Raw genomic sequence first — 13,596 nt, forward strand, 5'->3', positions numbered from 1 at the left:
CATTATGCGTCAGATTTGTGACACTTTTATGAAAAACATAACCTGCCTGTAACGCCGTTGGTAATCATTTATGACAGCGCAGCGACAATTTTTTGCTTTGGCCGCAGAGCCAGTATAATCGCCGGGCGAATCACAACGGCAGGGACTCATCATGCGCATCATTCATACTGCGGACTGGCATCTGGGGCAGTTCTTTTACAACAAAAGTCGGGCAGCCGAGCATCAGGCGTTTCTCGACTGGCTGTTGATCCAGATTGAACAGCATCAGGTGGATGCACTGATTATTGCGGGCGATCTGTTTGATACCGGCACGCCGCCCAGCTACGCCCGCGAGATGTTTAACCGTTTTGTGGTGGCGCTGCAGCCCACCGGCTGTCAGCTGATTGTGCTGGCGGGCAACCACGATTCCGTGGCGACGCTGAATGAGTCGCGCGAACTGCTTGCCTGTCTCAACACCCGGGTGATCGCCACGCCCCAGGAGCAGGATGATGTGCTGCTGCTCAACACCCGCCAGGGCGAACCTGCCGCGCTGCTGTGCGCCATTCCCTATCTGCGGCCGCGCGATATCCTGCGCAGCCGGGCGGGTCAGTCGGGGCGCGACAAACAGACCTCGCTGCTGGAGGCGATCGCCCATCACTATCAGCAGCGTTTCGCCGCTGCCCAGGCGCTGGGTTATGCGCTGCCGATTATCGCCACCGGCCATCTCACCACCGTCGGCGTCAGCCAGAGCGATTCGGTGCGCGACATCTATATCGGTACGCTGGATGCCTTCCCCGCCAGCGCCTTTCCGGCGGCTGACTACATTGCGCTGGGCCATATTCACCGCGCCCAGCGCGTCGCGGGAAGCGAGCATATCCGCTACAGCGGCTCGCCGATTCCACTGAGCTTTGATGAGCTGGGCAGCGAAAAGAGTGTCTTCCTGCTGGAACTGGCCGCCAGTGGCCTGCAATCGGTCACGCCGCTGATGGTGCCGCAGGCGCAGCCGATGCAGGTGCTAAAAGGATCGCTGGCGCAGATTGCAGAGCAGGTAAACGCCTTCAGTACGGCAGAGCAGGAGAAGCCAACCTGGCTCGACATCGAAGTCACCACGCAGGAGTACCTCAGCGATCTGCAGCGTCAGGTCGAAACCCTGACCGCCACGCTGCCGGTTGAGGTCTTGCTGCTGCGCCGCAGCCGTGAACAGCGGCAGCAGAGCCTGGCGCGGCTCGACAACGAAACCCTGAGTGAGCTGAAGGTAGAGGAGGTCTTTGCCCGCCGGCTGGCGCTGGATGAAGAGCTGCAGCCGGCGCAAATCGACGAGATGACCACCCTGTTCCGCCAGACGCTGGCCGCCATGGAAGAGACCCAATGAAGATCCTCACGCTACGGTTTAAAAACCTCAATGCCCTGCGCGGTGAATGGTTCATCGACTTCCGTGCCGAACCCTTTGCCAGCAACGGCCTGTTCGCCATAACCGGGGCCACCGGGGCGGGTAAAACCACGTTGCTGGACGCCATTTGTCTGGCGCTCTATCACCAGACACCGCGCCTGGGCGCGATTTCCCAGAGCCAGAATGCGCTGATGACGCGCGACTGTGCCGAATGTCTGGCTGAAGTAGAGTTTGAGATCAAAGGCGAAGCCTGGCGCGCCTTCTGGAGCCAGAACCGCGCGCGCGGCACCGCCGACGGCAAGTTACAGGCACCGCGCGTTGAGCTGGCGCGCTGCGCCGATAACACCATTGTTGCCGATAAAGTCGGTGACAAACTGAAGATGATCGAAACCCTCTCCGGTCTTGATTTCGAACGCTTTACCCGCTCGATGATGCTGTCACAGGGCCAGTTCGCTGCCTTTCTCAACGCCAAAGCCAGTGAGCGTGCCGAACTGCTGGAGGAGCTGACAGGCACCGAAATTTACGGCCTGATTTCCGCCGCCATCTACGAGCGCCATAAAGAGGCAAAAAACCAGCTGGAACTGCTGCGCAGCCAGGCTGGTGCGATGGCGCTTCTGGATAGTGACGCACGCGACGCGCTGCAACAGCAGCTCACCGATCTGACCGACGCTGAACAGCGGCTCAGCGCGCACTATCAACAGGCGCAGCAACAGCAGCAGTGGCAGCAGCAGACACAGCAGTTACAGCAGGAGAAGGAGCAGGCTGAAGCGGCAGTACAGCAGGCCCAGGCCGCATCCCAGGCGGCAGAGATGGACCGCCAGCGGCTGGCTCGCAGCGAGCCGGCTGAAAAGCTGCGGGTAAAACTGCAGCAGCGCGACGCGTTACGCACCGAACAGCAGCAGGTTGAGAGCCGCTGTCAGCAACTCACCGCGGCGGCATCGCAGGCGCAGAACCAACAGCAGCAGCATCAGCAGAATTACGCAGCTGCTCAGACGGCCCGCCAGCAGGCGCTGCAGGAACAACAGCTGCAGGAAAGCCTGCTGACGGAACAGGTTCTCCCGCTGGATCAGCGGATCAGTACGTTGCAGCAGCATCTTGCGGAGCAGCAGCAGGAAAATAGCCGTCTGCAGCAGCATGTCGACCAGACCCAGGCCAGCCTGACGGAGCAGAAGCGGCAGGTCACGTCAGTGCAGCAGAAGATGGCTGAACAGCATCAGTTACGTGAGCAGCTTGCCGATCTGGCGCATTGGGGCGCTTCGCTGCCGGTATGGCAGGAGAACTTTGCCCTGCTGGCACAGCGTGAGGCGACGCTGGCGGAACTGACCCGGCAGCGCGATCAGCAACAGCAGCAAATCGACGCGCAGCGTGCAAAGCAGCAACAGCAGGCACAGCAGGCATTGCCGCGCCAGCAGGCGGAGCAACAGGCCCGCCAGGCGCTGTTGCAAACGGAGCAAGCACTAACTTCGCTTCAGGAACAGCATGCGCCAGCCGCACTAAGGCAGGCATTGAGCCAGTTGCAGAACAGCCGTCCGGCGCGTCAGCAACTGCTGCTGCTCTCTGCACAGTGGCAGCCGCTGCACCAGCAGCTGGGACAACGTCAGCAGCGGCTGAACACACTGGAAAAAGCGCATCAGCAGAGTGAATCAGAACTCCAGACCCTGCGCGAGACGTGGAAACGCGAAAAACAGCAGCTGGATGACGTCGAAAAAATCTGCGCGCTGGAGCAGCAGATTGTCGATCTCAGCGATTACCGTGCACGACTGACCGTCGATCAGCCCTGCCCGCTATGCGGCTCCTGCTCCCATCCTGCCGTCGAGGCCTACAGCACGCTGGAAGTGAGTGCTAACCAGCAGCGCCGGGCTGCTCTGCAGCAGCAAACCGAGGCATTGCGCGAAGCGGGCACGGCCAAAAGCGAACAGCTGAAGCAGTCCGCACTGCAACAGCAGACGCTGCGCGATGAAATCGCGGAGACGCAGCGTCAGCTCGACCAGCTAGAGCAGCAATGGCAGGCGCTGAGCGGTGAGCTGGCACTTACCTTCCCGCTTACCGATCGTGACGCTTTAGCCACGTGGCAGCAGCAACAAAGCGAACGTGAAAGCCAGCTTGAGCAGCAGCGCCAGGCACAGGAAGCCGCTGAACAGGCGCGGCAGGCTGCAAAAGATCACCATCTTCAGCAGTCGCAGGCCTGGCAGCAACATCTGCAGGCGGAGCAACTGGCGCAGCAGTCGCTGACCAGCCTGCAGCAGACGCTGGATGCGCTGCAACAGCGTCTGCAACAGGAACAGCAGGCCATGGCGCAATTGCAGAGTCGTCTGGAACAGCAGTTCAGCGCGCATAACCTGACTTTGCCGGATGCCGCCTCTCGCGATGCATGGCTGGCAGAACAGCAGCAGCGCTGGCAGCGCTGGCAGGAGAGTGAGCAGTTGCTCGCTAACCTGCAACCGCAGCTGTTAAAGGGCGAAACCCAGCTCACTGCGCTGCAACAGCAGGCAGACCTGGAACAGCAGCAGCTGGCGATCCGTCAGCTGCAGCAGCAGCAGAGCCAGACGCAGCTAGGCGAAATGCGTCAGCAGCGCCACGCGCTGTTTGGCGATCGCGACGTCACCCAGGCCCGTCAGCAGATGCAGGCCCGCGTTCAGCAGTCTGATGAACAGCTGACCCAACAGCTCAGTGCCCTGCAGCAGGCCCAGGCCGAGGTCAGTCGCCTTCAGGGTGAGCTTTCAGGTCTGGAAAATCAGCGTCAGACACTCAGCGGCAAACTGGCAGAAGCGGAAAGTGCGCTGCAGCACGCACGTGAGAGCGCCGGATTCGCCGACGAAGCCAGTCTGCGCGCGGCGCTGCTGGATGAGCAGACCGCGCTGCAACTGCGTCAGCAGCTGCAACAGCTCGATCAGCAATGCCAGCAGCACCAGGCGCGACTGGCCGATCTGCGCCAGCGGCTCAGCGTCCATCAGCAGGCGAAGCCTGATGCGATGCCAGAATCCGCCGAAGCGCTGGTGCAACAACTGGAGCAGTTACGGCTGGCACTGCGCGACAACGCCAGTCAGCAGGGTCAGATTCAGCAGCAACTGCACAGCGATGCCAGCCTTCGTGTGCGGCAGCAGAGCCTGATGACCCAGATTGAACAGGATGGCGTGGTGCTGGCGCAGTGGAGCCGGCTCAACGATCTGATCGGCTCCGCGACCGGCGATAAGTTCCGGCGCTTTGCACAGGGCTTAACGCTGGATCACCTGGTGGCACTGGCTAACAGGCAGCTTGATCGGCTGCATGGGCGCTATCTGCTGCAACGCCGGGCGCAGGATTTGCTGGAGCTGGATGTGGTCGATACCTGGCAGGCCGACGCGGCACGTGATACCCGCACGCTATCGGGAGGCGAGAGTTTCCTGGTCAGTCTGGCGCTGGCGCTGGCGTTATCGGACCTGGTCAGCCACAAAACGCGCATCGAATCGCTGTTTCTGGATGAGGGGTTCGGCACGCTGGATGCCCAGACGCTGGATACCGCGCTGGATGCTCTTGACGCGCTTAATGCCAGCGGCAAAACCATTGGGGTGATCAGTCATGTGGAAGCGATGAAAGAGCGTATTCCGGTGCAGATTAAAGTGCGCAAGATGAATGGATTAGGATACAGCCAGCTGGAACTGCCGCAGGGATAACGGGCGCCTGAGCGCCCGTCTGAATCTGATCAGCGGGCGCTAACCAGCGTATAGCGTGGACCGGTAAGTAACCCGCCCTGCTCGTTCTGTGCCAGCATACGATTGCTGGTCAGTCCGGCAACGGTGTGCGCTTTGTCAGTCACGTTGCTGGCAATCTGTTTGATCGCCGCGTTAACCAGCATCCCCACCAGTCCGCCATTATTATTGTTGTTCTCTTCATTGTCGCTGGCACTGGCCTTACCCTGCCAGATCTCTTTGCCGCTGCGCAGATCGACCAGCCGTGCCTGCGCCGTCACGGTCGTTACACTGTCAATAACCCGGTAGCTGCTGCCATATTCGCTGATCGAGATATAGAGCGCGCTGTCGGCGTGGAAGATCTCATTCAGACGCTTCGCGCTGACAGCCTGAGCGTCAGTGGCGCTGGTCACACCATTCTGCTGAAACGTCTCTTCAACAACAGCCACCGGGAAGACGTAGTAACCGGCTTCGGCCAGCGGACGCGTCACCAGCGAGTTCAGACTGTGTGCGGCGTTGATATCCGGTGATTTATTATCCGCAGGCAACACCAGAATTGAGGCGGGCTTGCTGGCACGAAACGCGCTGTAGTCATACGGTTTTTTCGGCTGCGCACAGCCGGTCAGCAACAGCACCATCAGCGCGCCACTCAGGGCAATCAGTTTTTTCACCGTACTACTCCTTGTTTTTTACTCATCAGAAAATCCATGTAAGGTGCCGATTCAGGAAACAGTTGCTTCTCCGTGGCGAACTGACCAAAGGCTTTCTGCGTATCGCCAGTCTTCGCATAGAGCAGGCCGAGCTGGGCATGCAGGCCAGGCGCAACCGCCTGGTTAACGGCACGGGCTTTCTCAATATCCAGATTCAGCGCATCAATCTGCTTCAGCGGATCGCTGCCCGGCTGATAGTAGCTGTAAACCTGCTGCTGATAATCGCCCCAGTAGTAGATCGTTTTCGGCGCTTTTGGCGCGCAGCCCGCCAGCAGCGCCGCTGCAATCAGCACGCCGCTCAGTGTCATCATCTTCATTTACTGCTTCCTTATTTAGCCGGACGCCATGCGCCGTTGTTGATTCCATCCACTAAATGATCGACTGCTTCCCGAATCGCCAGATCCATCACTTTGCCGTTCAGCGTCGAGTCATAGCTGCTGGTGCCCCCAAAGCCGATGACTTCACGCGCCGAAAGCTGATACTCGCCCGCACCCTGGGTGCTGTAGACCACTTCAGACGTGGTGACATCCACCACGTTCAGATTCACTTTGGCATAGGCGACCTGCGTTTTACCGCGGCCCAGAATGCCCCACAGCTGCTGATCGCCCACTTCTTTGCGGCCAAACTCGGTGATATCACCGGTGATGATGTAGTTCGCGCCTTTGATATTCTGCTGGCTGCGTTTGAAGTCCGACTCCTGCTGCAGCTCTTTCAGATTGCTGCGATCCAGCACGCTGAAACGGTTAGTCTGCTGCAGATGGGTAATGAGAATGGTTTTCGACTGATTACCCAGCCGATCGACGCCATCAGAGAAGATGCCGTTCATGTACGAAGAGCGGTTATCAAACTGACCCACCGCAATCGGGCTGCGCACGCCCTGATAAACCGGCTGGCTGGCAGCGCGAGCCTGCGGGGCCTGAATAGCACGGGAGGATTCGGTGGCACAGCCGCTGATCAGCGACGCCGTTAACAGGGAGAGTGCCGCAAAGGCATATTTTTTCTGCATTTCTAATCCATGAAGTGAAAGAGACGTAAACCCGCGCGAGGGCGGTAAATTCTGGTTCTGTCGACAGTCGGAGTAATGCCATAGCATTCATGATGCCGGTCTGTAGACTGTCGGCAGCAGACTGAAAGATCTTTAAGGAAAGTTGGCCAGTTAAATGAATTTAATTAATATAAAAATGAGAATATTGCTGGGGGTGATTATTGTAACTTCGCTCAGCGCCTGTCAGCAACCTGTGACAAAGCAACGGGATAGTGTGGCAAACCTGTGTCAGCCGGCAAAAGATCCGGACAGCGAATCCTGTCACTGGACTTATCAAATGCAGCCGGTACTCAACAGGCAGTTCACGGATGCAGCGCGTTATGCTGGTCAGCAATGTCTGGTCCGGATGGAATGGCAGGAACACAGCAGACGTTATGCGGTGACACAAACTCAGGGTAATGAAGCGCTCTGCCTGCGCGCCTGGCAGCTGGTGGCGCAGACCCGCGATTTGCCGCCGCCACCGGAGCCAGGGCAACCGGCGTGGTTCGGCTTTGCACCGCGCGGTTAGCTGGCCAGACCTTCCTGACGCCACTGACGTGGACTGATGCCAAACCAGCGGCGAAATGCTCGTGAGAATGCACTGACTTCTGAGTAGCCCAACAGCAGCGCCATCTCTGAGATCGGCAGTTGCTTCTGCTGCAGATAGTACGTCGCCATTTCGCAGCGCACCTGATCCACCAACGCGGTAAAGCTGCTGCCCTCTTCGCGCAGCCGCCGCTGCAGTGACCAGCTCGATAGCCCGAGTTTATCCGCCACCTCTTCCAGCACCGGCTCACCCTGCATCAGCGATAAATTAACCTGCGATCGCGCCTGCTCAATCATACTTTGCTGCGACGTTCCACGGTTAAGCCGCCGGATCGCATCCTGCATCACCATCAACAGGATCGGATCGCTCTCCGGCATCGTGCGCAGCAGATCGCGTTTCGGGATTACCAGCGAATTAAACGGCTGATCGAACCAGACCGGCGCATCAAACACTTTACAGTGATCGTGCCACTGGCCGGGACGCGGATGTTCAAAATGGACTTCACGCGGCGCCCAGTGCCTGCCTGCCACGTGACGGATCAGATTCATAAACATGCCAAGCGTCAGCTCGGCGTCCTGACGGCGCGACAGGATTGCGCCGTGTCGAACCTGATAGTCAAGCCGCCAGCATTCCCCCTTATCCACCAGCCGGGTTAAGGTGTCGTGCTGATGCCAGGGAAAGGCATTGACCACATTGTGCAGCGCCTGCTCCAGCGTATCGGAGCACAAGCCGATGTAGCCGATCAGGCCTAATGACTGCGGTTTAAACTGCCTGCCGTAGTGCAAACCGAAGTTATCAAAACCGGAGTGACGCGCCGCCTCTTCCAGCACCCGACAGTAGTTAACCAGTCCCAGGCTCAGCGTCGGGCTGGCCAGGCGTTCCGGGTCAATGCCGCTGATACCGAAGATGCGATCAACATCGCCGCCCTGGGTATGAATAAATTCGCTTAAGCCGGTCGCCGCCGCTGCCAGCACGCCGTGATTGCCTGCGCCCGCCGCTGCAGAGCAGGCCGCAAAGGCATCAGGCTTTATCAGTGTCGGATTCATGGTCGCCTCAGTCAGAATTCAGGTGGATCACCCGTCCCTGAGATCAGAGCAAATTTCATACCAGGTCCCCGAGGCCCGCCGCGCCGCCTGCTTGCGGGTCAGGCTGCGCGCGGGCATGGCATCCGGCACTGCGGCGGCGCAGTAACGCCCGCCGCTGGTGCATCAGACGCCAACCGGCAGCTGCTGACCTTCCAGATAACGGCGGCAAAGGCGAACCGAATGGCTTGCCCACGCCGGACCGAGACTGTGCGCCATGTCGGTTTCGGCATGCGATCCTACCCATGCAGTGAGCTGGATGCGGCGCTGGATCAGCAGCGCGGGCAGCATGGCCATCTCCGCATCGCTGATATGCGCCACCTGCTCGTAACCGCGGATCCAGTGATCGATCCACTCTGGCGCGCGCGGATGATGTTCAACAAAACTGATCGCTGCCGCCAGATCATGCAGATACCAGCCAAGCCCGCAGTCATCGAAGTCGATCACCCGCGTTTCGCCCTTGTGCAGCAGCAGATTGGTCAGCCGCAGATCGGCGTGGATCAGACCATAGCGATCCGATCCCTTGCCAAACTGTGCCATCGCCGCACCGACCTGGCTTATCGCCTGCCCGACCACGCCGTGATCGGCGGGGTTCAGGTTGGGCGCATCCTGCCAGCGTCCCCAGTGACTCTCGCTACTGGTCATGGTGTGGTGATCCCAGATAATCCGCTGAAAACCCGCAGGCGGCTGCCACTGTTTACTGTGCTGATGCAGCCGCGCGGTAATGTTGCCCAGTTGCTGAAAAGCGCGGGGATCGACGTCGGTGGTCGGCATCTCCCCATCGATCCAGTGAAACAGCACCACATAGCGTTCACTGCCGTCCGGCAGCCGCACTGTCAGCACGGTTTCGCCCTCTTTGTCCGGCACCGCTTCCGGCACCTGAATGCCGGTTTCGCGCAGCGCATCGAGCCACAACAGTTCACTGACGATGTCCGCTTTTTGATGGTAATCGCCGCGATGCAGCCGCAGCGCATAACGCCGGCCAGCCGCCTGCAGCAGGAACGTGGCGTTCTCTGAGCGGCACAGCAGGCTGAGCTGCCCCTGCAGCGCGGCGGGATAACAGGTCAGCGCCTGCTGCGCCATCAGGGTGAGTTGTGAATCAGTCAGGTTGTCATATTGTTTAGCGCTCATCTGTCCGGCTCCTTTTCACTTGCGTTATCTCAGCATGCGTTGCCAGAAGGTGAGCTGCTTGACCTCAGAAGAGACAAAGTTGACCGCAGCGTGCATCTGGCCCGGTTGTTGCCTGTGAGTTGACCGTGGAGGACAGAAGTCACTGCGCCCGCGTCAAGTCGCGGCGCACAAGGCAACGGCATTATCTCCTTACTTTAGTCGTCATGGCGGTGTAACGCCGCGTGAGACCAACAACGACGGGGATAACGGTATGACAAACAGACTCAAGCCCACGCTGGGCACCCTGCATCTGTGGGGGATTGCGGTTGGCCTGGTGATCTCAGGCGAATATTTTGGCTGGAGTTACGGCTGGGCTGTGGCAGGCACGCTGGGATTTCTGGTCACTACCGCACTGATCGCCACGCTCTACACCTGCTTTATCTTTAGCTTCACCGAACTGACCACTGCGATCCCCCATGCGGGTGGGCCATTTGCCTATAGTCGTCGCGCCTTTGGCGAAACCGGCGGACTGATTGCCGGTCTGGCGACACTGATTGAGTTTGTCTTTGCGCCACCGGCGATTGCTATGGCGATCGGGGCTTATCTCAATGTGCAGTATCCCGGGCTCAACCCGAAAACCGCGGCGGTTGGGGCTTACCTGATATTCATGACGCTGAATATTCTCGGTGTAAAACTGGCGGCGATGTTTGAACTGGTTGTCACCGTGCTGGCCGTAATCGAACTGCTGGTGTTTATGGGTGTGGTCTCACCCGGCTTTAGCCTGGCAAATTTTGCCGCGCACGGCTGGGCAGGCAGCGACACTTTCGGACTGCCCGCCTTCTCCGGTATTTTCGCCGCCATTCCCTTCGCCATTTGGTTCTTCCTTGCCATTGAAGGCGCCGCAATGGCAGCCGAAGAGGCAAAAGATCCAACCCGGACGATCCCCCGTGCCTACATCAGCGGAATTCTGACGCTGGTGGTGCTGGCGATTGGCGTGATGCTGATGGCGGGCGGCGCGGGCGACTGGCGCAAACTCTCAGATATTAACGATCCGCTGCCGCAGGCGATGAAAATGATCGTCGGCGAACACTCTACCTGGATGCACATGCTGGTGTGGATTGGACTGTTTGGCCTGATTGCCAGCTTCCACGGCATCATCCTCGGCTATTCACGGCAATTTTTTGCCCTGGCACGCGCAGGCTATCTGCCGCCTTCTCTGGCAAAACTGTCACGTTTTCAGACCCCGCATCGGGCAATTAATCTCGGCGGGCTGCTGGGTATCGCGGCGATTTACAGCGATGGCGTGATTAATCTGCAGGGGATGACGCTGACGGCCGCGATGATCACCATGGCGGTCTTTGGCGCGATTGTAATGTACATCATGAGCATGCTGAGCCTGTTTAAACTGCGCCGCAGCGCACCGGATATGGCCCGCAGTTTCCGCGCGCCGGGTTATCCGATTATACCGGGCATCGCACTGCTGCTGTCGGTGGTCTGTCTGCTGGCGATGCTGTGGTTTAATCCGGTGATTGCCGCGCTGTTCTTCGCCATCATGCTGGTCGGTTATCTCTACTTCCTCGCCACCAAAGCGCAGCGCGATCGGGCACCGCAGGACAGTATGCTGGTCGGCGAATAAACGCGGCGCGGCAGGGTGCCGCGCCGTGGGTTACATTCAGCGCCTGAAAACCCAGGCGCTGAATCGTCAGCGGATGCGCGGGTCACTCAGCCGTTAAGCGGCCAGAGCCATGCCGCACCGCGCACGCCGCTGGAGTCGCCATGCTGCGCCTTCAGCACCGGCGTTTCACACTCGCCGCCAAATACCCACTTCTTCATCAGCACCGGCACGGTCTGATAGAGACGATCCACATTGCTCATCCCGCCGCCCAGCACGATCACATCGGGATCGATCAGGTTCACCACCTGCGCCAGCGATTTTGCCAGCCGCAGCTCATAGCGACTCATTGCCAGTTCGGCGATCGGATCCTGCTGCGCCAGCAGTGAGACGATCTCCGCGCCCTTGCGATGCACGCCGCTCAGCCGCTGATAGTCGATACCAAAACCGGTGCCTGAAACGAAGGTCTCAATGCAGCCCTGCTGCCCGCAATAACAGGGCACTTCCTGCCGGTAGCGCAGCTCATCCTCATCCATCCACGGCAGCGGATTGTGGCCCCACTCACCGGCATTACCGTTACCACCGATGCGCGACTCCCCGTTGATCGCCACCCCCGCACCCGATCCGGTGCCGATGATCACGCCAAACACCAGCGACTGTCCGGCACCCGCGCCATCCACTGCTTCTGACACCGCCAGGCAGTTAGCATCGTTGGCGATACGCACTTCCCGGTTCAGCGCCTGCGCCAGATCCTTATCCAGCGGCTGACCGTTGAGCCAGGTGGAGTTGGCATTTTTCACCCGCTTACTGTAAGGCGAAAGCGAGCCGGGAATGCCGAGGCCGACCGTACCGGTCTCGCCGGTTTTCTGCTCCGCCAGTGTGACCAGATCAACAATCGCCTGCACGGTTGCCGGATAGTCATCACGCGGGGTGTTCACCCGGTGGCGGAACAACTCCTGTCCCGTATCTGACAATGCGATCACTTCTGTCTTGGTGCCACCCAGATCTATGCCTATGCGCAAGGTTACGTCCTCGTTATTCATTCAGGTGAGAGATACAGTAGAAGGCAGCTGCCTTAAAGGCAATGAAACCACTCCGATGTTTCGCTATCATGCGCGCTGACTCTCGCAGACTTGTGCGCCCGATCGCGCCACGGTAAGGAATCCCGATGTTGTGGTTTAAAAATATGATGGTTTATCGTCTGAATCGTGACATTCCGCTGTCCGCAGATGAGATGGAAAAACAGCTCGACGCCTTCACGTTTTCACCGTGTGGCAGTCAGGATATGAGCAAGACCGGCTGGGTCTCGCCGATGGGCAATCGAAGCGATGCGCTGACCCATGAGAACAAAGGCCAGATTGTGATTTGCGCCCGTAAAGAAGAAAAAATTCTGCCTTCGCCAGTGGTAAAGCAGGCGCTGGAAGCGAAAATCGACAAGCTGGAATCTGAGCAGAGCCGTAAGCTGAAAAAGACCGAAAAAGATTCGCTGAAAGATGAAGTGCTGCACAGCCTGCTGCCGCGCGCCTTCAGCCGTTTCAGCCAGACCTATCTGTGGATAGACACGGTCAACAATCTGATTATGGTTGACTGTGCCAGCGCGAAAAAAGCGGAAGATACGCTGGCGCTGCTGCGCAAGAGCCTGGGTTCACTGCCGGTGGTGCCGCTGACGCTGGAAAGCCCGATTGAACTGACCCTGACCGAATGGGTGCGTTCAGGTGAACTGCCCGCCGGTTTCGCCCTGATGGATGAAGCGGAGCTGAAAGCGCTGCTGGAAGATGGCGGTGTCATCCGTTGTAAGAAGCAGGATCTGGTCTGCGATGAGATTGCCAACCATATCGAAGCGGGCAAGCTGGTGACCAAACTGGCACTCGACTGGCAGGAGCGCATTCAGTTTGTTCTGGCCGATGACGGTTCGGTGAAGCGTCTGAAGTTCAGCGACACGCTGCGTGACCAGAACGACGATATCGACCGCGAAGATTTTGCGCAGCGCTTTGATGCGGACTTTATTCTGATGACCAGCGAACTGGCGGCACTGACCAGCAATCTGGTGGAAGCGTTAGGCGGTGAAGCCCAGCGTTAAGCTGTAATCCGCAGAATCCCGGACGAGGATGTTTGCCCAGGAAAAGGGCCGCTGAGCGGCCCTTTTCTTAATCTTTATCTTTCAGGTAGCGGCAGAGATAGGAGCTTGGCTCGCCAACCTGCAGATGAAATTCACTGTGACCCGGCACGTTAAACACCGAACCCGCTTCAAACCATTTCCACTCGGTCTCACCTGGCAGCAACACCTTAAGCGAGCCGCTGACGACGGTCATCTCTTCTGGCTGACCGGTTCCAAATGTGTATTCACCTTCTGACATCACGCCCACGCTGGCACGACCGGTGCTCGCACTGTCAAAGCCGATAGATTTAACTTTTCCGTCAAAATACTCACTTACGTTGAGCATAATTGTTCTCCAGAGCACATGTTGTGTGTC

General features: G+C 58.8%; 12 protein-coding genes. 5 read left to right on the plus strand and 7 right to left on the minus strand.

Annotated elements, in window-relative coordinates; translation table 11 throughout:
- Positions 1 to 151: 151 nt before the first annotated feature.
- Positions 152 to 1,351, plus strand: coding sequence for an exonuclease subunit SbcD (sbcD, locus tag HZZ01_RS09910; RefSeq protein WP_179896835.1), 1,200 nt, complete (start codon positions 152 to 154; stop codon positions 1,349 to 1,351).
- The gene (locus tag HZZ01_RS09915; RefSeq protein ID WP_179896838.1) at positions 1,348 to 5,022 is read left to right on the plus strand and encodes an AAA family ATPase; all 3,675 of its coding nucleotides are present in this window, start codon (positions 1,348 to 1,350) and stop codon (positions 5,020 to 5,022) included. Before sbcD ends, HZZ01_RS09915 begins: the two co-directional genes overlap by 4 nt.
- 29 nt (positions 5,023 to 5,051) lie before the next feature.
- Here HZZ01_RS09915 and HZZ01_RS09920 read toward each other — a convergent pair whose 3' ends face one another.
- Genes HZZ01_RS09920 through HZZ01_RS09930 form a run of 3 tightly spaced genes read right to left on the minus strand, consistent with a single transcriptional unit; the run spans position 5,052 to position 6,753 of the window.
- The gene (locus HZZ01_RS09920) at positions 5,052 to 5,708 is read right to left on the minus strand and encodes a DUF799 domain-containing protein (RefSeq protein ID WP_179896840.1); all 657 of its coding nucleotides are present in this window, start codon (positions 5,706 to 5,708) and stop codon (positions 5,052 to 5,054) included.
- Positions 5,705 to 6,064, minus strand: coding sequence for a DUF4810 domain-containing protein (locus tag HZZ01_RS09925; protein WP_179896842.1), 360 nt, complete (start codon positions 6,062 to 6,064; stop codon positions 5,705 to 5,707). The genes HZZ01_RS09920 and HZZ01_RS09925 overlap by 4 nt, the downstream gene beginning before the upstream one ends.
- Positions 6,065 to 6,075: 11 nt before the next feature.
- Complete coding sequence (locus HZZ01_RS09930) at positions 6,076 to 6,753, minus strand: CsgG/HfaB family protein (protein WP_179896844.1); 678 nt, start codon at positions 6,751 to 6,753, stop codon at positions 6,076 to 6,078.
- Positions 6,754 to 6,985: 232 nt separating this feature from the next.
- Here HZZ01_RS09930 and HZZ01_RS09935 point away from each other — a divergent pair, with 232 nt between their 5' ends.
- Positions 6,986 to 7,300 carry a cell envelope integrity TolA C-terminal domain-containing protein gene (locus HZZ01_RS09935; RefSeq protein WP_370463431.1) on the plus strand — a complete coding sequence of 105 codons (315 nt, stop codon included), beginning with the start codon at positions 6,986 to 6,988 and terminating at the stop codon, positions 7,298 to 7,300.
- Here HZZ01_RS09935 and HZZ01_RS09940 read toward each other — a convergent pair.
- Together HZZ01_RS09940 and HZZ01_RS09945 are read right to left on the minus strand one after the other, a co-directional pair.
- Entirely contained in the window at positions 7,297 to 8,364 is a 1,068-nt protein-coding gene (locus HZZ01_RS09940) for an AraC family transcriptional regulator (protein ID WP_179896847.1), read from the minus strand. The genes HZZ01_RS09935 and HZZ01_RS09940 overlap by 4 nt on opposite strands.
- Before the next feature lie 162 nt (positions 8,365 to 8,526).
- Positions 8,527 to 9,531, minus strand: coding sequence for a phosphotransferase enzyme family protein (locus tag HZZ01_RS09945; protein ID WP_179896849.1), 1,005 nt, complete (start codon positions 9,529 to 9,531; stop codon positions 8,527 to 8,529).
- 250 nt (positions 9,532 to 9,781) lie between these two features.
- Between HZZ01_RS09945 and eat the strand changes: the two genes are divergently transcribed.
- Positions 9,782 to 11,146: an ethanolamine permease gene (eat, locus tag HZZ01_RS09950; RefSeq protein ID WP_179896851.1), complete on the plus strand. Its 1,365-nt coding sequence runs from the start codon at positions 9,782 to 9,784 to the stop codon at positions 11,144 to 11,146.
- 86 nt (positions 11,147 to 11,232) lie between these two features.
- On the opposite strand, the gene mak is transcribed toward eat, so the two are convergent.
- Positions 11,233 to 12,144, minus strand: coding sequence for a fructokinase (gene mak, locus HZZ01_RS09955; RefSeq protein WP_179896853.1), 912 nt, complete (start codon positions 12,142 to 12,144; stop codon positions 11,233 to 11,235).
- A 146-nt stretch (positions 12,145 to 12,290) separates the two neighbouring features.
- Between mak and rdgC the strand changes: the two genes are divergently transcribed.
- Positions 12,291 to 13,202 carry a recombination-associated protein RdgC gene (rdgC, locus tag HZZ01_RS09960; RefSeq protein ID WP_022625153.1) on the plus strand — a complete coding sequence of 304 codons (912 nt, stop codon included), beginning with the start codon at positions 12,291 to 12,293 and terminating at the stop codon, positions 13,200 to 13,202.
- A gap of 67 nt (positions 13,203 to 13,269) precedes the next feature.
- Here the strand turns inward: rdgC and ppnP are convergent, their stop codons facing one another.
- Positions 13,270 to 13,566 carry a pyrimidine/purine nucleoside phosphorylase gene (ppnP, locus tag HZZ01_RS09965; protein WP_003850060.1) on the minus strand — a complete coding sequence of 99 codons (297 nt, stop codon included), beginning with the start codon at positions 13,564 to 13,566 and terminating at the stop codon, positions 13,270 to 13,272.
- Positions 13,567 to 13,596 lie beyond the last annotated feature (30 nt).

The sequence above is a fragment of the Pantoea sp. WMus005 genome, from assembly GCF_013415305.1.
GTDB classification, from domain to species: domain Bacteria; phylum Pseudomonadota; class Gammaproteobacteria; order Enterobacterales; family Enterobacteriaceae; genus Pantoea; species Pantoea rara.

Excerpts from the sequence above, each read along its gene's own strand:
- sbcD (WP_179896835.1), top strand. The coding sequence starts at position 152 with ATGCGCATCATTCATACTGCGGACTGGCATCTGGGGCAGTTCTTTTAC.
- HZZ01_RS09915 (WP_179896838.1), top strand. The coding sequence starts at position 1,348 with ATGAAGATCCTCACGCTACGGTTTAAAAACCTCAATGCCCTGCGCGGT.
- HZZ01_RS09925 (WP_179896842.1), bottom strand. The coding sequence starts at position 6,064 with ATGAAGATGATGACACTGAGCGGCGTGCTGATTGCAGCGGCGCTGCTG.
- HZZ01_RS09930 (WP_179896844.1), bottom strand. The coding sequence starts at position 6,753 with ATGCAGAAAAAATATGCCTTTGCGGCACTCTCCCTGTTAACGGCGTCG.
- HZZ01_RS09940 (WP_179896847.1), bottom strand. The coding sequence starts at position 8,364 with ATGAATCCGACACTGATAAAGCCTGATGCCTTTGCGGCCTGCTCTGCA.
- HZZ01_RS09945 (WP_179896849.1), bottom strand. The coding sequence starts at position 9,531 with ATGAGCGCTAAACAATATGACAACCTGACTGATTCACAACTCACCCTG.
- eat (WP_179896851.1), top strand. The coding sequence starts at position 9,782 with ATGACAAACAGACTCAAGCCCACGCTGGGCACCCTGCATCTGTGGGGG.
- rdgC (WP_022625153.1), top strand. The coding sequence starts at position 12,291 with ATGTTGTGGTTTAAAAATATGATGGTTTATCGTCTGAATCGTGACATT.
- ppnP (WP_003850060.1), bottom strand. The coding sequence starts at position 13,566 with ATGCTCAACGTAAGTGAGTATTTTGACGGAAAAGTTAAATCTATCGGC.